Below are 20,897 nucleotides of genomic sequence, written 5' to 3' on the forward strand. Positions count from 1 at the left end.
CTTTCTATCTATTAAGCAAATTTGTTTTTGATCCAATTCTTACCTTCTACAAGGCGAGCTGTCATTACCGCACAAGCGTTATCTGCTGTTACGTTTAACATCGTTGCAGGTGGATCAATGATTGTACTAATTGCTGCAATAATTGGCAATGCTTCTGGCGGGAAACCGTATAGAGATACGATTAACATTTCACCAATCATACCACCGCCTGGAATAGCACCCATTACTGTTCCTACTAATAAAGAAACAACAAGTGCGATTGCTAATGTTTTCGGTCCTTCGAATTCCATGTTGAAAATACCGAATAAGAAAGCAATTTTTAATACGCCGCCTAAAACAGATCCATCTTTATGAAGTGTAGATCCAAGAAGGACAACTGTTTCACGAACATCTGAAGAAATACCCATTTTCTTCGTTGCTTCTAAGTTCGCTGGAATACTTGCGGCACTACTACAAGTTGCAAGTGATGTAACTGTAGGAGAGACCATGTTCTTCCAAAATACTTGTACACCTTGTTTGCGACCTGCAAGGTATGCATAGAACGTGAAGAATACAAAGAAGTAGATAAGAGAAGCTGGATAGTATACCATTGCTGCTCGGAAGTAAGTTCCAAGAAGTTGTGGTCCGAATTCACCAACTAATGCTGCGAAGTAAGCAGCAAGTCCGATTGGAGCGTAGTACATAATGAAAGATACAACTTTCATTGAAATTTCTGCACCAGCTTGTAGGAATGTAGCGAATGGCTTTCCTTTTTCGCCAACTGCTGAAGTTGCAATCCCCATTAAGATAGAGAAGAAAATAAGAGCTAACATATTTTCACGAGATAGTAACTTCGAGAAGTCAGATACTGTTAAAATACCGACGATTTGATCTGCAACACTAACAGCTTTGCCGGCTTTGTCAGGTTGTGTTAGTTCTAGTACAACACCTTGTGCTGGCGGGAATACTTTCACGACGATAATCATAAAAATAGCAGCTAAAATACTTGTAAATAAGAAAGTCCCAGCCATACTAGACATAATTTTACCGAAACGTTTTAATCCATCCATATTAGCAATAGACGATGCGATGCTAAAGAACACTAGAGGTACAACAATCGTAAACATTAAGTTTAAGAAAATATCACCAAGCGGCTTTAAAGCAACTGCATCGGCACCCATGAAATAACCAATGAAACCACCAATTAGGATAGAAGATAATAAAATAAGTGGAAAGCGATATGCCTTCATAAATATATCCTCCTATCAATTAAAAAATCATACTGAATCATTATAGCGAGTTAGAGTCCTCTTTACTAGGAGAATACGGATAAATGGAATAGCGTGAAAACCAAGAAATTTTTGTTTTTAAGCTCGGCATACAGCAGGAAATCTAGACATATATATTTGTAACCTAGTGGTGGCAAGGGATGCACCATAACTTAGGTTTAGAAAAAGGGGGGAGGGAAGCGGAATGAATATTTTGCTTTGCTGTGCAGCGGGAATGTCTTCCAGTTTGATTGTTACAAAGATGGAGAAAGCAGCAGAGGCAAGAGGGATAGAAGTGAAAATCTGGGCAGTATCAGGTTCTGAAGTGAATAGTCATATTGATAAAGCTGATGTCCTTTTACTTGGACCGCAAGTACGTTATTTATTACCGAAAATGAAAGAATTATGTAAGGAGAAAGGGGTACCTGTTGATGTTATTCAATCCGTCCATTACGGACTTTGTAATGGAGAAGCTATCTTGCAAGCAGCTTTGTCAATGAAACCATGAGGAGAGTGGGATAGATGATACGGTTTTTAGAGAAGTATGTGATGCCGGTGGCAGGGAAGGTTGCAGAGCAGAGGCATTTACAAGCAATTCGAGATGGAATTATTTTAACGATGCCTTTCTTAATTATTGGATCGTTTTTCCTCATTATTAGTGCACTGCCGATACCGGGATATAACGAGTTTATGGCAGGTTTGTTTGGTGAGAATTGGCAGAGAGCTTTAGGGTATCCAGTTAGTGCAACTTTTAATATAATGGCTTTAATAGCTGTTTTTGGAATCGCTTACAGGATTGGAGAGTATTATAAAGTGGATGCTTTAGCATCCGGGGCATTGTCGCTTGTGACGTTTTTACTTGCGACTCCATTTCAAGTTGCATATATTATACCAAGTACAAAAGAGAGTGTACTTGTAGAAGGCGCTATCCCAGCTGCATTAATGGGAAGCCAAGGGTTATTTGTAGCAATGATTATTGCACTTATATCTACTGAACTTTATCGGTTTATTGTACAAAAAAAGATAATTATAAAGATGCCAGAGACAGTTCCACCAGCTGTCACGCGTTCATTTGCGGCACTTGTTCCAGGTTTTATTGTTGTAACAGTTATTTGGATTTTACGCTTAATTATAGAAAATACTTCTTTTGGCAGTATCCATAATATTGTAGGACAAATTTTACAGGAACCACTTAGTGTACTTGGTGCTAGTCTTTGGGGCGCAATAATAGCAGTTATTCTCGTTCATGTTCTTTGGTCGTGTGGAATTCATGGTGCTACTATTGTTGGTGGTGTAATGAGCCCTGTTTGGTTGTCGTTAATGGATCAAAATCGAGTTGCTTTTCAAGCTGGGCAAGATGTACCAAATACCATTACGGCACAGTTTTTTGACTTATGGATTTATATGGGCGGTTCTGGTGCAACGCTGGCTCTAGTTGTCGGAATGTTACTATTTGCACGAAGTCAACAATTAAAAAGTTTAGGGAGATTGTCAATCGCGCCTGGTATATTTAATATTAATGAGATGGTAACTTTTGGTATGCCAATTGTAATGAACCCAATTTTATTAATTCCATTTATATTGGTTCCAGTTGTGTTAACAATTGTTTCTTACTTTGCAATGGAATGGGGATGGGTCGCACGTCCGAGTGGGGCGGCTGTACCTTGGACGACACCTATTCTTTTCAGTGGATATTTAGGATCGGGTGGGAAAATTTCAGGTGTTGTTTTACAACTCGTCAACTTTGCGCTTGCATTCTTCATTTATTTACCGTTCTTAAAAATATGGGATAAACAAAAAGTAGCAGAAGAAAAGGGGGAGTAAAGAAGTAAAATGGATACGATAGAGACGAAAGCTTTTCATTTAATTTTGCATGGAGGAAACGCGAGAAGTTGTTCAATGGAAGCAATTGATTGTGCGAAGCGTGGGGAGTTTACAGAAGCAGAAGCTAAATTACAAGAAGCGCTAGAGGAATTAAAAGAGGCGCACCGTGTACAAACGGAGCTTATCCAGAAAGAGGCTGGTGGCGAAAAGACCGAAGTTACTCTTTTAATGGTACACGCGCAAGATCATTTAATGAATGCAATTACAGTGAAAGAATTAGCGAGTGAGTTTGTAGAGTTATATAGGAAGATGTCGGTGGATGAATGAACCTTGCTTATGCAAGGTTTTTTTATCCCGCATTAACGGGCAGTAAAACTCCCACCTCAAAATGTGGCTGGAGCAAGGAAGTTAGGAGGGAGCTTAACTGTCCGTAAAGGCCCGATTGGTTCAACTAATAATTAGTGGGAGATGAACAAAACCCCCACTAATTAAAGTTTCACTTTATGTATATGCCTGTACCATCAGTGGAATGTTTATCCCACTGATGGTATTTACAAACCTCCTTTTTCCGGATGAGTAAGAGTTATAATTAATCGGCAGTAACAATTTCTCCTATACCACGAATTAATCTTTTTATATGCATCCGCTCCGGTTTTAATATATTTACGATATAATCAATCGCAATTTGTGGTTCAACGGTTGTACCGCAAGTATAACAGTCAATAGCTGCAAAATTTTGTTCCGGGTAAGTGTGAATGGAAAGATGGCTTTCTGATAATAACACTAATACAGTAACACCATATGGCTGGAATTCTTTTTTACTTACGTTTAAAACATGGGCACCAGAGCAATCTGCAGCTGTAACTAAATGATATTCTAAAAAGTGCGTATCATCTAGTAGAGAAAAATCTACTCCCCATAAATCTACTATTATATGCTTGCCAAAAGTAGAATATTCCATAGGCAACACTCCTTACTATAATATCGTCAAAACTTCATTTCCTGTTTGTAGCATTGATGTAGGATAAGGTTCGATTCTGAATTTAAAAGAGCGAGGTTGCGTTGTTCTAGATGTTCTTCTTTAAATTGAAATAAAGGGAAAAGAAGAGCAGGCAAGGTTCGAGGAGTTGGTACTACATATAATTGTTCAATTTGATCTAGTACATAGGCAGAATTAGCAGCGATATGAAATCCCCAGTCAGTTCCAAAAGAAGGAACGATTGTATGATAACTTTTCACAGTTAGTCCAGCATGTTCAATTGTATTACCGATGCTCCAGTATACTAGAGGTGCATCAGCAGGTGAATTAGATTGGCAGACGAATGCGCCATCTTCTGTTAAGAATGTAGCTATACGAGCAAAAAGTTCGCTTGTATATAAAGTACTTAACAACTCTGTCGCTGGGTCTGGGAAATCAATAATGATTACATCGTATAAAGAGGAAGGAGAGCTTAAAAACTCTTTTGCATCGCATACGTGTGTATTTACACGATTATCAAAAAATGCACTTTTGTTTAAAGAAACTAATTCTGGAACATTACGAGCCATATCAATCATCGATCCATCTAAGTCAACAAGGTCTACATGTAGTACAGTTTCATATTTTAAAACTTCTCGCAGGGCAAGACCATCGCCACCGCCTAATATGAGAACACGTTTTGGATCAATTACTTTTGACATAATTGGATGTACAAGTGCTTCATGATAAATTTGCTCATCGACGGAGCTGAATTGTAGTTGCTTGTCCAAGTATAAGCGAATATCGTTTACTTGAACTAAGTTAATATTTTGATAATTACTCTTTTCTTTAAATAAATTTGTATGTTCACCAGCTTGTATTTCCTTTAGAGAAATTTCATCCCACACATCTAAGTTGTGTGAATCTGTGGGTACTATAATTACATTTTCTGATTGTACTTGTTTATCCTGTTCATCTTGTTTGTCTTGTGTATCGTGCTTGTCCTGCTGTTCTAGTTCAAATTTGTCAGAGTCTACTTCAGAACGCTTGTCTTTTTCATAGCTTTTTATTCTATAAATCTTTATTTTGCTTTGTTTTCTATGTTTTGGCATAGGAATCTCCTTTCGAATTGTGTTATTTTACTCTATTCTATGTAATCTAGTAGAATTTGCTTGGACAATAGATAGAAGAGTGTGTTCAAGAGCATGTTGTTTTTTTACTAGATTCTACGATGAAAGATTTTTTTAGTGTTTTTTTATGTTAAGCATAACTAGACAACTAAACACTAATCTATTTTCATACAGTTATGTGTTAAAAGCGTGTTGTTTTATAACACACTGTGTGTTTTTTGAGTAACACACTAATTGAAAGCGTTAACACACAAAGAAAACAGTCGAAAAAGTGCTGATTTTAGTGGTTTTAAAAAGTTGGCACGCTAATTGCATTAATAAATAGCGTAAAGAAAAATAAATAAAACATAAATTTTTTATACTACACAAGGGGGATTTTCAAATGAATATTTTATTATGTTGCTCAGCAGGGATGTCTACAAGTTTACTAGTTACAAAAATGGAAGCGGCTGCAAAAGCTCGCGGTCTAGAAGGAAAGATTTGGGCTGTATCTGGGGATGCAGTAAAAACAAATATCGATCAAGCAGATGTATTATTACTAGGACCACAAGTTCGTTACATGCTTTCTTCAATGAAAACGCTTGCTGACGAGAGAAACGTTGGAATCGACGTTATCAATCCAATGCACTACGGCATGATGAATGGAGAAGCAGTTTTAGATCACGCATTAACACTTAAAAAATAATTAGGGGGGAAGTAAAATGCAAAAGTTTATTGCATTTATGGAGAAGTACATGGTTCCGATTGCTGGTAAAATCGGATCGCAACGTCACTTAGCTGCGATCCGAGATGGATTTATTGCAGTTATGCCACTTATTTTAGTTGGTTCGATGGCAGTACTAGTTAATGGTTTACCAATTCCAGCATTCCAAAATTTTATGAAAGATTTATTCGGTGAAACTTGGACACAAATTGGTGCTGGTATGTGGACAGGGTCCTTCGGGGTATTAGCTCTGATGGTGGCGGTTACCATAAGTTATAACTTAGCAAAATCTTACGGTGTTGATGGATTGTCAGCAGGTATTATTTCGTTTGGTGCATTAATTATTCTTACACCAACAACACCAAAAGAAGCTGGAATAAATATGCTTTGGACAGGCGCACAGGGTTTGTTCGTTTCACTTATTGTCTCCATACTCGTAACGGAGATATTCCGCTTCTTTGTTCAAAGAAACATTACAATTAAAATGCCTGACGGTGTACCACCAGCAGTAATGAAATCTTTCGCTGCTTTAGTTCCAGCATTTGTGATTTTAACAGGTATTGCAAGTATTCAATTAGCAGTAAAACTAGCAGGTACAAGTGTTCATGAGTATATCTTTAATACATTACAAGTTCCATTACAAGGTTTAGCGGGTACGTTACCAAGTGCAATCTTTATTGCGTTATTAGTACATGTACTTTGGTTCTTCGGTTTACATGGTCCAAATATTGTTGGTGGTATTATTGAGCCACTTTATTTACCAGCATTAGAGAAAAATATTAAGTTATTCCAAGATGGTACATCTGCATTTGATGTTCCAAACATTATTACAAAACCATTCTTTGATACTTTCGTATATCTTGGTGGTTCTGGTGCAACATTAGCGTTTTTAGTAGTTGTATTAATTGTAGCGAAAAGTGCACAATTACGCGGTGTATCTCGTCTATCAATTGGACCTGGTGCATTTAACATTAACGAACCAGTAATCTTTGGTACACCAATCGTATTAAATCCAATTTTATTCATCCCGTTCGTATTAACACCTGTTGTGTTAGTTATTACATCTTATACAGCAATTTACTTAGGATGGGTACCAAAAACAGTAGCGATGGTTCCATGGAACGTTCCACCAATTATTAGTGGGTATCTTGTAACAGGTTTACATCCTTCTGGTGCGATTTTACAATTATTCAACTTTGTTGTTGCAATGGCGATTTACTTCCCATTCGTTGTCGCATGCGATCGTTCAGTTATCCGTACTGAGAAAGCAGCACAAGAAAATAACAACTCTGTACCTATGTAACATGGTAATTGTTCTCATAGACAACGATACCTGTGAGAACAATTACCTTTATGTCATGTTCAAAAAGATGAAAAACATCTATATGAACACTAAACTATCATTAATAAATTCATACTTTAATAGACATGTTCAAACTGAAGGGGTATTTAAATCGGTTGAACCTTATAGAGAGGGCGGTAATTATGATGACTACAGCAGAACAAATTCCATTCCAATTGATTTTAAATAGTGGTAACGCACGAAGCTTTGCGATGGAGGCACTTCAATTTGCCAAACAGGGGAAAATGGTAGAAGCAGATGAAGCGATGGTAAAGGCGAAAGAAGCGATTAATGAAGCGCATCATTTCCAAACAGAGCTCATACAATCAGAAGCAAGAGGAGAAAAAACAGAGGTTAGTGTTCTTTTAATTCACGCACAAGATCATTTAATGAATGCGATTACAGTGAAAGAATTAGCAGCAGAGTTTATCGATCTTTATAAAAAGCTTGAAGCGAAAGGGGAATAAAGCATGACTGGAATTAAAATTGCTACAATCGGCGGTGGATCTAGTTATACACCAGAGTTAATTGAAGGATTTATTAAACGTTATGATGAGCTTCCTGTTCGTGAAATTTGGTTAGTAGATATTGAGGCAGGAAAAGAAAAGTTAGAAATCGTTGGTAACTTAGCGAAACGTATGGTGAAAAAATCTGGTTTACCAATCGAGGTACATTTAACACTTGATCGCCGTGAGGCATTAAAAGATGCAGACTTCGTAACAACACAACTTCGCGTTGGTTTATTAGAAGCACGTGCAAAAGATGAAGCAATCCCATTAAAATATGATGTAATCGGTCAGGAAACGAATGGTCCTGGTGGTTTATTCAAAGCACTGAGAACGATTCCTGTTATTTTAGATATTTGTAAAGATATGGAGGAGCTTTGTCCGAATGCATGGCTAATTAACTTTGCGAACCCAGCTGGTATGGTAACAGAAGCTGTCCTTCGTTATACAAATATTCAAAGAGTAGTTGGTCTATGTAACGTTCCAATCGGAATCCGCATGGGTCTTGCAAGATTACTTGAAGTAGATGCAAGTCGTGTCCACGTTGATTTTGCAGGTTTAAATCATATGGTATACGGACTAGATGTATACTTAGATGGCGTAAGTGTAATGGATCGTGTGTTAGAGCTTGTAACAGATCCGGAAAAGCAAATTACGATGGAAAATATCGCAGCGCTTAACTGGGAACCAGACTTTATTCGCGGCCTTCGTGCAATTCCATGTCCATATCATCGTTATTACTACAAAACACGTGAAATGTTAGAAGAAGAAAAAGAAGCTTCTGTTGAAAAAGGTACACGTGCAGAAGTAGTAAAACAATTAGAAAATGATTTATTTGAGTTATATAAAGACCCGAATTTAGATATTAAACCACCACAATTAGAAAAACGTGGCGGCGCTTATTATAGTGACGCAGCATGTAGCTTAATTACGTCTATTTACAACAATAAAGGTGATATCCAGCCTGTTAATACACGAAACAACGGAACAATTGCAAGCTTACCAGATGATTCTGCTGTTGAAGTGAACTGTATTATTACGAAAGAAGGTCCAAAACCAATTGCGGTCGGAGATCTTCCAGTACCAGTTCGCGGCTTAGTACAACAAATTAAATCATTTGAGCGCACAACAATTGAAGCTGCTGTTACAGGGGATTATCATAAGGCGCTGCTTGCTATGACAATCAATCCACTTGTACCATCAGATAAAGTTGCAAAACAAATTTTAGATGAAATGTTGGAAGCACATAAAGAGTATCTTCCACAGTTCTTTAAAAAGGTAGAGAAGTAAAAGCGGCGCTATTTAGCCCGCTTTTTTTATTCTATCCCACTTTAATGGGCAGTAAGACCACTACCTCAAAATTCAGCGAAAACAAAGAAATTAGGTGGGGGATCAACTGCCCATAAAAGTCCGATTGGTTCAACTAATAATCAGTGGGGGGGAGAAAACCCCCCACTGATTAAAGTTTCACTTTATTAGGAGGTATTACGATGATTAAGTTAATTGTAAACGCAGATGATTTCGGTCTTACAGAAGGTACAAATTACGGCATTATTGATGGGCATATAAACGGACTTGTAAATTCAACGACGATGATGATGAATATGCCAGGAACAGAGCATGCGGTACGCTTAGCCAAAGAGTATGAAACGCTAGGAGTAGGAGTACATCTTGTATTAACGGCAGGAGAACCACTTCTTGGAGACGTACCATCACTTGTAAGTAGCGATGGATTGTTTCATAAACAAGGTGTCGTAAGGGAAGGAAATATAAATCCAGAAGAAGTTGAGAGAGAGTGGACTGCTCAAATTGAGAAATTCCTATCTTACGGATTAACACCAACTCATTTAGATAGTCATCATCATGTGCATGGTTTACCGATTTTACATGATGTTCTTGAGAGATTAGCGGCTACATATAATGTTCCGATTCGTCGTTGTGAGGAAGATAGAGCGGTGCGCCCGTTTTCTGATGTGTTTTACAGTGACTTTTATGCGGATGGTGTGACGGAAGATTACTTTGTGAAGTTAAAAGAAAGAGTACAAGGTGAACAAACGGTAGAAATTATGGTTCATCCAGCTTATATTGATCCAGAGCTTGTGAAGCGTTCTTCTTACGTAATGGATCGTGTGAAGGAATTGCGTATTTTAACAGAGAGCGAATTACCAGAAGGAATAGAGCTTGTGAAGTTTTAATAGAAAAACGACGGCTACATCATGCCGTCGTTTTTTATTTATAAAATGGATAGAGCATATCCGCCAAATGCCCCGAGTATAACGATAACCCAAGGTGGTGTTTTCCAAAAAGCGAGCAAGCAAAATAGAAGAGATGCAAAAACAAAATCTACAGCGTTCATAATTGTGCTTGTCCAAATAGGATCATAAAAAGCTGCTAGTAAAATACCGACAACAGCTGCATTGACTCCAAGTAGTGCGCCTTGTATGAATGATATTTTTCTCACGCTGTTCCAAAATGGTAAAACACCAATAACGAGTAAGAAAGCAGGGAAGAAAATTGCAATTGTTGCGAGTAATGCCCCAAGCGTCCCGTTTAACACTGCTCCTATATAAGAGGCGAATGTAAACAGTGGTCCTGGTACTGCTTGTGTTAATCCGTATCCAGCTAGGAACTGTTCTTTCGTCATCATTCCGTTTTGTACGAACTCACCTTCAAGAAGAGGCAGCACGACATGTCCTCCTCCAAATACAAGTGCGCCAGAGCGATAGAAACTATCAAATAAAGCGATGTAATAAGAGAACGGTCTTAATATTGGTAGCAGTAGTAATAGTCCAAAGAATAAGACGAGACAAGAAACTGCTATCTTTTTTGAAATAGGTACTTTTATATTTTGAGATTGGCTAATTGGTTGGTTGCGATATAAAAACCAGCCGATAAAGCCACATATTATGATGAGGGTGACTTGTGTCCAACTACTTGGCCATAATAAGGCGATTGCGGCAGTTACAATCGCAATCGTTGCACGATTTCGATCTGGAGTTAACTTCCGCGCCATTCCCCATATGGCATGAGCGACAATAGCGACTGCTACAAGTTTTAGTCCATGAATCCAGCCAGCACTTCCAAGATCGAACTGATTAAGGAATGAGGCGAAGAAAACCAAAACAAGCACAGACGGTAAAGTGAATCCAATCCATGAAATAATAGCTCCTAATAGCCCGCCCCTTAATAATCCAACCCCCATACCGACTTGACTGCTGGCAGGACCGGGAAGGAATTGACATAGTGCTACTAAATCTCCATAGCTTCGTTCATCCATCCATTTTCTTTTTTGCACGTATTCGTGGTGGAAATAGCCGAGATGAGCGATAGGACCGCCGAATGAAGTAAGTCCTAATTTAAATGAGACGAGAAAAATCTCTAATAATGTATGAAAAGTGTATTTGTTAGTTTTCAATGGAACCTCCTATAATGTTTTTCTATGTGCATTATACAAGAGACTTTCAATCTACAGGAACAATTACAATGTAAAGATTTTGTGAATCTTTTCTTTGTAATTAAAATTGAAAAAGTCATAAATGATTATGTCTAAACCATAAAGTAGTAGAAGTAGTGCTGGGAAATTTATATAAGGAGAATGCCTTATGACAACACATTTCTTTGCCAGGTTAACAGGTAAGAGGGAAGTGCCTCCTGTAAATACAGAAGCTTTTGGGGTAGCAGAGTTTATTTTTAGTGATGATTTAACGAAATTGCATTACAGAGTAATACTAAAAAATATAGAAAAGGTTACATCGTGTCAAATTCATTTAGGGAAGTCTACTCAAATTGGTCCTGTTGTTTTATATTTGTATGGTCCACTAGAGCAAGGGATTAGCTTGAACGAGGGAAGCATTACTGGTGTAGTGAATGTGGAGGATTTTGAGGGACCTTTACAAGGGAAATCATTTGTACATTTACTTCAAGAAATTATTCAAGCAAATGTATATGTTAATGTTCATACGAAATCACAAAAAAGAGGAGAAATAAGAGGGCGAGTTAGAAAAGTAAAGAAATAGAGGAAAAGGCTGTCCATATGTTGGAACAGCCTTTTCTTCTTAATATAAGGTGCTAGTTTTAGTGATTATTGTCGGTAAAGCGATATATTTTGAAAATTGCTGATATAACTCGCGTTACGGTCGATATTTTTAAAAACTGCCTCGATTAATTTTTCGCAGGCTGATTTTTAATAAAGAAGTCCATAACGTAAAATACTTCGTCATCAGGTATTTGTATTTCAAATGTATTTTCAATTGGTTGCAATGCTTTTTTTACTTTCATATACATCCAGTATTCATCTTGTCTTCTTTTCTCTTTATCAGGGTGAGGAAGAAGGCTTTCTCCTTTTTGAAGACGGTCAACCATACAGCTCATATGCAGAATAACACCCATTAAGCTATCAGGAGTTAGCTGTAAGGAAATTAATTCTTGAATTGTATTTAATGCGTAACGAATTGTTTTGATAAGTAATGCCCCATCGTTACGCTGCATTTGTTGTTCAAGAATATCCGCCATTTTTGCATATGTTTCTTCATACGTAATTAATTCTTGAATGGGCTGAATCGCTGTGTAGTTTACGATGTCTTGGAAATGATATGTTAAGCAAGGCACTTGCACATCGAAATTCGTGACGATACAAATGATGTTACGCTCTTTTTTTATGTTCTCGATCATTTTCGTTAAATCTTTTTCATGGACGATACTAATCGGAATAATTTCAATTAAGTCTTTATCAAATCGTAAATAGTTCTCTAACATTTTTTGAATAGCTAAAGCACTTCCTTCACCAGTTAAACAAGCTGTTAAAATAACAGATTTCATTGGAGAGAGAGGTTTTTTCTTTTCTTCTTGTACGTTTAAGTAAAATGGTGTTAAATTTTTTACTGTTTCATACAGCGCATCTAATGAATAACCGAGCTGAGCTTTTCGAGCTGCTTCTAGTGCATGTGGTGTGCTCGTCATCGAGAGAACACGTACAGGAATTTTGAACTCCGTTTCTAATATGTCACCGATATAAGCAAGTGACCCCATATCAACAAGTAAGAGAAGCCCATTTACATTTTGTAGTGTTTTCATATACACTTTCACACGTTCCAAGAAATCTTTCGGTGATTCGTGTAACGGCATATCAATACCGGTTACTTCCTCAATGCCGAGAAGTTCGTTTGCAACGTTTGCCATTTCAGTTGCGATGCCATTACCGTGTGCTAATATTAATACTTTTACTTCTGTTTGTGAGGCAGGAATTGGATCAACAACGAAGAACATTGTTAAAAAGCCAGCTTCATCAATAGGCATTGTTATTTGTAATTCTTCCTCCAGTAGTTGAATGCATTGCATAGCTACGGAAAAAGCTTCTTTATATTTCGTACGAATTTGATTTAATTGTGGGTGATGTATTTGTTTTCCGCTTTGTAAACGTTGTAGAGTTGTCTGTACATGTAAACTTAAAGCGAGAAATACTTTTTCATCAAACGTCTTAGATAAATGCTTTTCAGCAAGTTCCGCTATTTTTTCACATACGGAAACGATATTACGATCCACAATTTTAAAAACATTTTCATGGCTTGTTTTTTTGGATATTTGGTTAAAATATTGTACGAAAAAGCTTTGAACATCATTTTCTATTAGTAATTCTAATTCTTCCTCTTCAATACCACGGGCTTGAAGTTCTTCGTATTTATAGTCAATATAATCGTAAATAGAAGAGCGTTTTTCATCTTCTGTTTTATGATTACTCCAACCTTCCTCACCTGTAAATACAAATGTTTCATTTGGTATTTGGTATAAGTGACGGCTCTTCCTTTCAATGAACAACCCTTCTTTCATATACCAAGGTAAATCTGTACTTGAAACATAGACAGAATCACGTTTCTTTGTGACCAAATCAGAATAGGCTTTCGCACAGGCAATTTGAACATCTGTTTTTAATTGACCAATGTTATTGGGACAATTATAAAAGACGAAAGCACGCATTGCATTTGGGCTAACGTGAATGTCTTTTCGCAGACGAATTGCTTCATTTGTGAAAAATAGCTGTAGTAAAGCAAAGCGCTCTTTATGTGTACGCTCACGAAGTGGTGGCAGCGTGATAGTCATCGGTATACGTCTTGTAAATGTTTTTAATAAAAATGAATTTGGTTCTTCTGTTGTTGCAGTAATGATTAATACTTGTGCTTTACGTTCGTTCTCTGTTTCTCCAAGGCGGCGGTACACTCCGCGGTCAATAAAGGTGAAAAGCATTTCTTGTCCCTCTGGAGGTAGGCGATGTACTTCATCTAAGAAAAGAATTCCTTCATGTGCTTTTTCAATTAATCCTTTTTGATCACTTGCTCCTGTGTAAGCTCCTTTTTTAATCCCAAATAATTGCCCGAGTAGTAGCTGTGGATTATTTGCGTAATCAGCACAGTTAAAGACGATAAATGGTGCATTTTTAGGAAGCTGTTCAACTTCAATTGCATATTCGTGCATTAAAGAAGCAAACATAGACTTTCCGACCCCTGTTTCTCCCAGTAGTAAAGTATGCATACCGTTTGGAGGATAGAGCATAGAAGCTTTCGCTTTTTCAATTGCGATTTTAAGGCTCGTATTTTCAATTGCAAATGTATCTAATGAAGTTACTTCTTTTGAATGCGTTTCCAACGAAGTGTTCGTTTCTATGTAAAAACGAACAGGTCGCGTATTTGTTTTTAATAAACGTTTATCTTTTACAAGTTTGTTTAAGTCGCTACTTACATTGGCGCGATCTAGTTGCAACAGGGTAGCTAGTTCTGATGCGGTTACACCTTCTGTATAATTGCCTTCTTGTATTGCGTTAAAAATGAGATCTATTCGTTTCATTTCTATTCACCTCGAAACTTCATCACTATTTAAAATTTTACACAAAAATGGGAAGGGTGGGAAGAGAAAAATAAAACAGCTTTAGCACATAGGCACTAAAGCTGTTACAATCTTGTGTCTTTCCAAAAATTTACCTTGAGATGAGAAGAAGGATTATAGGGAAGAAGTTTGTATCCTTGTGACTGTAAATAATCAATTACTTTTGGCAGTATTTGTACGGTTACACTCGAATCATGCATTAAAATGACTTCTACTTGTTCATCACTTTGATTACGTACTCTTTCGAGTATGGCAGAAGGATTGTCATAGCTTTTCCAGTCGTATGTATCGATTGTCCAATCCCACATTTTATACTGGGCCGATACAAGTGCGTCACGGTAATTCTTTTTTAAGTAAGGCATACTACCATATGGAACGCGAACGAGATGTGTATTTAATTTCGTAACTTGCTGGACAATGCTTTGTGTTTGCTCCATTTCTGCAATTAAAGTGGAAGGGTCACCAGTGTAAAGGCGTTTTACATCATGTGACATGCTGTGGAGACCGATATAATGTCCTTCTTTAATTAATCTTTGCATCGTTTTTGTGTAATGTGGCACTTTTCCGCCAATAACAAAGAAAGTTGCTTTTCCGTTCTTTTCTTTTAAGATGTTTAAAATTTGTGTAGTATATTTGTTTGGCCCGTCATCAAATGTTAAGTACGCAATTTTTTGTGTAGGAGAGGTCGTTTCAGTATTTGGATGATATTCAGCAGGAATAACAGTTGTTGCTTCAGTATTAGATGATGCGTACATAGTAATGGTTAAAAATAAAATAATACATTGCAATACTCGCTTGATCATAACATTCACCCTCAGTTTGACAATCAAGATGTAAAAAGAAAACTTGATACGTTTCTTATTATGTATATCTTTCTCCAATAGAGGAACTCTCAAACAATCTATATTTTGGAAATGTAAAATAATGAATAAAAAAATAGCATCCTCTTATAAGAAAGAGGGTGCTATTTGAATATTTCATAATGGTAAAGGCTATACTACAATTAGTCTTCGCGTTTTTTCACTTTTTTATAAAAGGAAATAAGTGGTTTGTAACGTTCATGTACAAGCCCGATTATTTCAGCAATGATTTCTGTGAAGAAAATCAAAGCGAAAAGAAGAATAATGGATAACCATAACGTTGCACTAGTGAAAATAATGGCATTTACACTAAAGAAAATACCGAATGCGTATATTATTAGTACCGTTTTGCGATGAGAGAATCCCATTGCAAGTAAGCGGTGATGTAAATGCGATTTATCTGGTGCTGAAATAGGTTTTTTATTTACGATACGACGGATGATTGCAAATATCGTATCAAATATAGGTACACCTAAAATGATAATTGGAACAATAAAACTGAATAACGTTACACTTTTGTATAATCCAAGTAACGATATAACAGAAATACAGTATCCTAAAAATAGTGCTCCTGTATCTCCCATGAAAATTTTTGCTGGATGGAAGTTGTAGAATAAAAATCCAATTGTACTTGCTAATATAATTAATGCGAGTGGCAAGATAATCGCTGTTCCAGTACCCCATGGGCTAGTGAAGGCCATATATGCTAGCGTTGCAAGTACGATAGACGAAATCCCAGCAGATAATCCATCTAAGCCGTCAATTAAGTTGATTGCATTCGTAATACCTACAAGCCAAAATACTGTAATTGGATAAGCAAGCCATCCAAGTTCAGTATCCCCAAGGAATGGGATATATAATACTTGCACTAATAATCCACTTTTTACAATCATAATGGCAACTAACAGTTGTCCACCGAATTTTACTCTCGCAGATAACTCGTACATATCATCTAAAATTCCGATGATTACAATGATAATCGCACCTAGCGTTATCGATAACATTCTTTGCTCATATAAGCCGCCGACAACAAATCCTACAGCTACACCGATAAAGATTGCTAAACCGCCAAGACGTGGCATAATCTTTTGGTGCACTTTACGTGCGTTTGGCTTATCTGTCGCTCCTATTTTAAAAGCTAATTTAATAACTAAAGGAGTAACGACGAGTACAGTGATGAAAGATGCCAAAATGGCATAAATCACTTGTGAGTCCATTAATACCCCACCCTTTATAGTCTAACGTAATTTTTTTTTTGAAAATATATTTATCTGAAAATTATGATGTTTATTTACAGGCTCATAACATATGGTATCACAAAAAGATTAGAATTCAATCTTTTTTTCTTTTTACGGTTAATGGAAGCGGATAGAATATATGACAATTGTATATAGAATATTGAATCATATAAGAAGGTTAATCGTACTGGACTTTGGAATATGACATTTCCTCTTTTTCTTCGATAGTGAATACTTTTAGTTCAGTATTATAAGTGTTACACGTAGAAATGAGTAAGTCTCGTGTTAAAATGTGGGAATTTATCTGGAGTGAGCTGGTAACTGGATTCCCAATGATTAAGTTTCACTTTATATTATAGTGCATTTAATTTTACAAAAACTTTAAAAAGAATGAGGGAAGTAATTCATATAATGAAAAAGGAAAAGAGTTTTCTCATTTTTAATGTGAGAGGGGGAAGCACAGGGAGAATTCTATATTTCATATCTTTTCTATTGTATATTCCTGTGCGAAAAGGAAATGAAAATTACGATAGTAGGTACTGGATATGTTGGATTGATTACAGGAGTAGGATTGGCAAAGTTGGGGCATTCAGTTACATGTTTTGATATAGATGATGAGAAAATTGAACGGATAAAACAAGGGGATTTACCTATTTATGAGGTTAGATTACATGAATTAATAAATCATGCATATGAGAATAATGCTTTAACTTTCACATCAAATAAAGAAGAGGCGTTTGAGGATGTAGAGTTTATATTTATTGCAGTTGGAACACCACCTTTATTAGATGGGACGGCGGATTTAACGTATATTCAGAGTGCTTGTAATGATATTGGAGTATATGCGACGAACGATATTATTGTTGTTACGAAAAGTACAGTTCCGGTAGGTACAAATGATGTAATGAAAGGATGGATTGAGGAGGAGTTAAAGGGGAGATATACATTACATATCGTATCGAATCCAGAGTTTTTGCGTGAAGGTTCAGGTATTTATGATTTCTTTCATGGAGATCGTATTGTAATTGGAGCAGATAGTGAGGAAGTAGCAAGAAGAGTAAAGAGTTTGTATAGCGAATTACGCTTAGAAACGTATGTTACAGATATTAAAAGTGCAGAGATGATTAAATACGCGTCGAATGCCTTTTTAGCTACAAAGATTAGTTTCATTAATGAAATTTCAAATATATGTGAGAAGGTAGGCGCAAATGTATTGGATGTTGCTAAAGGGATGGGAATGGATAAGAGGGTCGGTGCATCTTTTTTAAATGCAGGTATTGGATACGGGGGATCATGTTTTCCAAAAGATACGAAAGCGCTGGTGCAAATTGCGGGAAATGTTGCTCATGATTTTCGTTTGTTAAAAGCGGTTATTGAAGTAAATAATAAGCAACAACTGCTATTGATTGAAAAAGCGAAAAAAGTCATGAACATGAATAAAAAGCGGATTGCAGTTCTTGGCGCATCCTTTAAACCGAATACGGATGATATTAGAGAGGCATCATCTCTTATTATAATAGAAGCATTAATTAATATAGGTGCAGATATTGTTCTTTACGACCCAAAAGCAATTCAATATGTGAAAAATATATTTGGAGATGCTATACAATATAGTAGATGTATAGATGAATCGATTAGAGATGCGAGTGCGGTTTTTATCGTAACAGAATGGGAAGATATTCAAACTTATCCGTTAGAAAAGTACGTACAACTTATGAGGGAGCCTATGTTATTTGATGGGAGAAATTGTTATACTGATGAAGATGTTAAGAAACAAAAGATAGATTATTACTCGGTGGGAAGAAAAAGTATTTGTAATAGAAAAGTTTCTGTTATGCGTTAAAAAGGGATGTACTCATACATATTTTTATATGTCATAATAGAAGCTGTAATTAGTGAAAGAAAAGAGGCAATCACATGACTGAACGTTTAAAAGTAATGACAATTTTCGGGACACGTCCAGAAGCAATTAAAATGGCACCTCTTGTATTAGAGTTGCAAAAACACCCAGAAAAAATTGAATCGATTGTGACTGTAACAGCACAACATCGCCAAATGTTAGACCAAGTATTAAGTATCTTTGGAATTACGCCAGATTTCGATTTAAATATCATGAAAGACCGCCAAACTTTAATTGATGTTACAACGCGTGGCTTAGAAGGTTTGGATAAAGTAATGAAAGAAGCGAAGCCGGATATTGTACTTGTACATGGTGATACAACAACAACATTTATTGCAAGCTTAGCTGCTTTTTATAATCAAATTCCAGTAGGTCATGTTGAGGCGGGCCTTCGTACGTGGGATAAGTATTCTCCATACCCAGAAGAGATGAATCGTCAATTAACAGGTGTAATGGCGGATCTTCATTTCTCACCAACAGCAAAATCAGCAACGAACTTACAGAAGGAAAATAAAGATGAGTCACGTATTTTCATCACAGGAAATACAGCGATTGACGCGCTACAAACGACTGTAAAAGAAACATATAGTCATCCTGTACTAGAGAAACTTGGAAATGATCGTCTTGTACTTATGACAGCTCACCGTCGTGAAAACTTAGGTGAACCGATGCGTAATATGTTCCGTGCAATTAAGCGTCTTGTTGATAAGCATGAAGATGTACAAGTTGTGTATCCTGTTCATATGAACCCTGTTGTTCGTGAAATAGCAAATGAAATTTTAGGTGAACATAACCGTATTCATTTAATTGAGCCGCTAGATGTAATTGATTTCCACAATGTTGCAGCTCGTTCATACTTAATGTTAACGGATTCTGGTGGTGTACAAGAAGAAGCTCCATCACTTGGGGTACCAGTTCTTGTTCTTCGTGATACAACAGAGCGCCCTGAAGGTATTGAAGCAGGTACGCTGAAATTAGCAGGAACAGACGAAGAGACAATCTTTGGTCTTGCTGATGAGTTGTTATCAGATAAAGAAGCTCATGATAAGATGGCGAAAGCATCTAATCCTTACGGTGATGGTCGTGCATCAGAGCGTATTGTAGAAGCAATTTTACAACACTTTAATAAGTAAATAAAAAAGGCCCAATCGGATAGATTGGGCCTTTTTGTTATGGCTGATTGCGCATAATCCACTCTGCATGAGCATTTGTAGAAGGTGGCGGATCAGTTGGTGTTTTATTTTGGTTTGTTTCTTTTTTTGTTTGTTCGTTAGAACTTGAATTTGAATCAGGATTTGAGTTGTTTTTTGTAGTTGGATTTTTTGCTTTTTCTCCTAATTCTTTTTCAATTTCGTTACGCACCGTTTCTACACTGATTGGATCTGGAAGGAAGTAATAAATACCGCCTATCTTTTTGTCTTCGCCTTCAAGCTTTAACGTTTGCATTGTAGAAGGATCAAATCCAGAAATTTTATTGTAAAGAGCAAGTCCGTCTGAAATAGGAATGTCGGTTTTTATATATTTTCCAACGACAGCCGTTAAATCTTTAATTTTAAATACAGTAGATGTGGAGTTTAGTTTATGAGCAACAGCGGCCAGTAATTGTCTTTGTCTAGCAGCTCGACCATAATCGCCATTTGGATCTTGCTTTCGCATACGGACGTAAGCAAGTGCTTCTTCACCGTTTAAGTTTTGCTGTCCTTGCTTAAATTGAATTTTTTTGTAGTAATCCACGTCAGAGCGCTCCCAGAAATCGAAGGGTACGTCAACAGTAACACCGCCAACAGCATCAACGATACCTTTAAAGCCTTGGAAATCAATTTTAAGATAATGGTCTACAGGAACTTTTAGAAAGCCTTCGACAGTTTTGATTGCCATTTCTTCTCCGCCGTAAGCATGGGCAGCGTTAATTTTGTCTTCTTTATTTTTACCAACAATTGTAACTCGAGAATCACGAGGAATACTCATAAGTGAAATCTTTTGCGTTTTCGGGTTGACTGTTGCAAACATTAATGAGTCTGTACGACCATTTTGACCGTCTGTCGCATAATCTTCTATACCCATAATGAGAATTGTAAAAGGTTCCTTTGTAATTTCTACATCTTTGTTTCTTAAATCCGATTTTTCACGAGTAAAACCACTATACATCCCCATAAGAGAAGAGTAAGAATTTAACACATAAACTCCTATACTGCCAAATAAAAATGCGAAAATAAGGAAGAAGAAAAGTTTCCTTCTTCGTTTCTTTTTTATTCTGCTATTTTGGAGATGATAATAACGTTCTTCCATATATAATCTCCTTAGTTCGTTAGT

At 36.7% G+C, this 20,897-nt stretch carries 19 protein-coding genes; 11 read left to right on the top strand and 8 right to left on the bottom strand.

From position 1 onward, the window contains the following. Positions 1–11 precede the first annotated feature (11 nt). On the bottom strand, positions 12–1,229 hold the full coding sequence (locus N2V92_RS08890) for a dicarboxylate/amino acid:cation symporter (protein WP_000649376.1): 1,218 nt from the start codon (positions 1,227–1,229) through the stop codon (positions 12–14). A 223-nt stretch (positions 1,230–1,452) separates the two neighbouring features. Between N2V92_RS08890 and N2V92_RS08895 the strand changes: the two genes are divergently transcribed. From N2V92_RS08895 to N2V92_RS08905, 3 genes are read left to right on the top strand one after another with little or no spacing between them, the layout of a single operon-like run. Continuing rightward, complete coding sequence (locus N2V92_RS08895) at positions 1,453–1,755, top strand: PTS sugar transporter subunit IIB (protein WP_001023546.1); 303 nt, start codon at positions 1,453–1,455, stop codon at positions 1,753–1,755. A 14-nt stretch (positions 1,756–1,769) separates the two neighbouring features. Beyond that, positions 1,770–3,071: a PTS cellobiose transporter subunit IIC gene (celB, locus tag N2V92_RS08900; RefSeq protein ID WP_042596704.1), complete on the top strand. Its 1,302-nt coding sequence runs from the start codon at positions 1,770–1,772 to the stop codon at positions 3,069–3,071. A gap of 9 nt (positions 3,072–3,080) precedes the next feature. After that, entirely contained in the window at positions 3,081–3,398 is a 318-nt protein-coding gene (locus N2V92_RS08905) for a PTS lactose/cellobiose transporter subunit IIA (protein ID WP_000379645.1), read from the top strand. A gap of 262 nt (positions 3,399–3,660) precedes the next feature. Here N2V92_RS08905 and speD read toward each other — a convergent pair whose 3' ends face one another. Together speD and N2V92_RS08915 are read right to left on the bottom strand one after the other, a co-directional pair. Next, positions 3,661–4,032, bottom strand: coding sequence for an adenosylmethionine decarboxylase (speD, locus tag N2V92_RS08910; RefSeq protein WP_000456838.1), 372 nt, complete (start codon positions 4,030–4,032; stop codon positions 3,661–3,663). Positions 4,033–4,058: 26 nt separating this feature from the next. Then, positions 4,059–5,141 carry a polyamine aminopropyltransferase gene (locus tag N2V92_RS08915; RefSeq protein ID WP_170264808.1) on the bottom strand — a complete coding sequence of 361 codons (1,083 nt, stop codon included), beginning with the start codon at positions 5,139–5,141 and terminating at the stop codon, positions 4,059–4,061. A gap of 400 nt (positions 5,142–5,541) precedes the next feature. On the opposite strand from N2V92_RS08915, the gene N2V92_RS08920 reads away from it, so the two are divergent. The 5 genes from N2V92_RS08920 (at position 5,542) to chbG (ending at position 9,905) form a co-directional block, all read left to right on the top strand. Next, positions 5,542–5,844 carry a PTS sugar transporter subunit IIB gene (locus N2V92_RS08920; RefSeq protein ID WP_001023569.1) on the top strand — a complete coding sequence of 101 codons (303 nt, stop codon included), beginning with the start codon at positions 5,542–5,544 and terminating at the stop codon, positions 5,842–5,844. Positions 5,845–5,860: 16 nt separating this feature from the next. Then, positions 5,861–7,165 (top strand): PTS cellobiose transporter subunit IIC, encoded by a 1,305-nt coding sequence (gene celB / locus N2V92_RS08925; RefSeq protein ID WP_001168857.1) that lies wholly within the window; start codon positions 5,861–5,863, stop codon positions 7,163–7,165. Between the two features lie 182 nt (positions 7,166–7,347). Next, positions 7,348–7,671, top strand: a complete 324-nt coding sequence (locus N2V92_RS08930) for a PTS lactose/cellobiose transporter subunit IIA (RefSeq protein ID WP_000989059.1) — start codon at positions 7,348–7,350, stop codon at positions 7,669–7,671. Positions 7,672–7,674: 3 nt separating this feature from the next. Next, positions 7,675–9,000 (top strand): 6-phospho-beta-glucosidase, encoded by a 1,326-nt coding sequence (gene celF, locus N2V92_RS08935; RefSeq protein ID WP_042596701.1) that lies wholly within the window; start codon positions 7,675–7,677, stop codon positions 8,998–9,000. A 200-nt stretch (positions 9,001–9,200) separates the two neighbouring features. Then, complete coding sequence (chbG, locus tag N2V92_RS08940) at positions 9,201–9,905, top strand: chitin disaccharide deacetylase (protein ID WP_000593462.1); 705 nt, start codon at positions 9,201–9,203, stop codon at positions 9,903–9,905. Between the two features lie 38 nt (positions 9,906–9,943). Here the strand turns inward: chbG and N2V92_RS08945 are convergent, their stop codons facing one another. Beyond that, on the bottom strand, positions 9,944–11,125 hold the full coding sequence (locus tag N2V92_RS08945; protein WP_042596700.1) for a chromate transporter: 1,182 nt from the start codon (positions 11,123–11,125) through the stop codon (positions 9,944–9,946). Positions 11,126–11,312: 187 nt separating this feature from the next. Here N2V92_RS08945 and exsM point away from each other — a divergent pair, with 187 nt between their 5' ends. After that, positions 11,313–11,726 carry an exosporium regulatory protein ExsM gene (gene exsM / locus N2V92_RS08950; protein ID WP_000207046.1) on the top strand — a complete coding sequence of 138 codons (414 nt, stop codon included), beginning with the start codon at positions 11,313–11,315 and terminating at the stop codon, positions 11,724–11,726. A gap of 145 nt (positions 11,727–11,871) precedes the next feature. On the opposite strand, the gene N2V92_RS08955 is transcribed toward exsM, so the two are convergent. The 3 genes from N2V92_RS08955 to N2V92_RS08965 all read right to left on the bottom strand — a co-directional run bounded on the left by N2V92_RS08955 (position 11,872) and on the right by N2V92_RS08965 (position 16,663). After that, the gene (locus N2V92_RS08955; protein ID WP_042596699.1) at positions 11,872–14,547 is read right to left on the bottom strand and encodes a PRD domain-containing protein; all 2,676 of its coding nucleotides are present in this window, start codon (positions 14,545–14,547) and stop codon (positions 11,872–11,874) included. Between the two features lie 104 nt (positions 14,548–14,651). Next, positions 14,652–15,389: a polysaccharide deacetylase family protein gene (locus tag N2V92_RS08960; protein WP_000597185.1), complete on the bottom strand. Its 738-nt coding sequence runs from the start codon at positions 15,387–15,389 to the stop codon at positions 14,652–14,654. Positions 15,390–15,589: 200 nt separating this feature from the next. Further along, positions 15,590–16,663 carry a glycosyltransferase family 4 protein gene (locus N2V92_RS08965; protein ID WP_000378320.1) on the bottom strand — a complete coding sequence of 358 codons (1,074 nt, stop codon included), beginning with the start codon at positions 16,661–16,663 and terminating at the stop codon, positions 15,590–15,592. Between the two features lie 538 nt (positions 16,664–17,201). On the opposite strand from N2V92_RS08965, the gene N2V92_RS08970 reads away from it, so the two are divergent. Further along, a complete protein-coding gene (locus tag N2V92_RS08970) occupies positions 17,202–18,527 on the top strand; it encodes a UDP-glucose dehydrogenase family protein (protein WP_042596696.1) in 1,326 nt (441 codons plus the stop codon). 74 nt (positions 18,528–18,601) lie between these two features. Then, entirely contained in the window at positions 18,602–19,717 is a 1,116-nt protein-coding gene (wecB, locus tag N2V92_RS08975) for a non-hydrolyzing UDP-N-acetylglucosamine 2-epimerase (RefSeq protein WP_000140145.1), read from the top strand. Between the two features lie 37 nt (positions 19,718–19,754). On the opposite strand, the gene N2V92_RS08980 is transcribed toward wecB, so the two are convergent. Continuing rightward, positions 19,755–20,873, bottom strand: a complete 1,119-nt coding sequence (locus N2V92_RS08980) for an LCP family protein (protein WP_000392802.1) — start codon at positions 20,871–20,873, stop codon at positions 19,755–19,757. Positions 20,874–20,897: the final 24 nt, after the last annotated feature.

Source organism: Bacillus sp. CH_48 (assembly GCF_038008465.1).
In the GTDB taxonomy this organism is placed as follows: domain Bacteria; phylum Bacillota; class Bacilli; order Bacillales; family Bacillaceae_G; genus Bacillus_A; species Bacillus_A thuringiensis_S.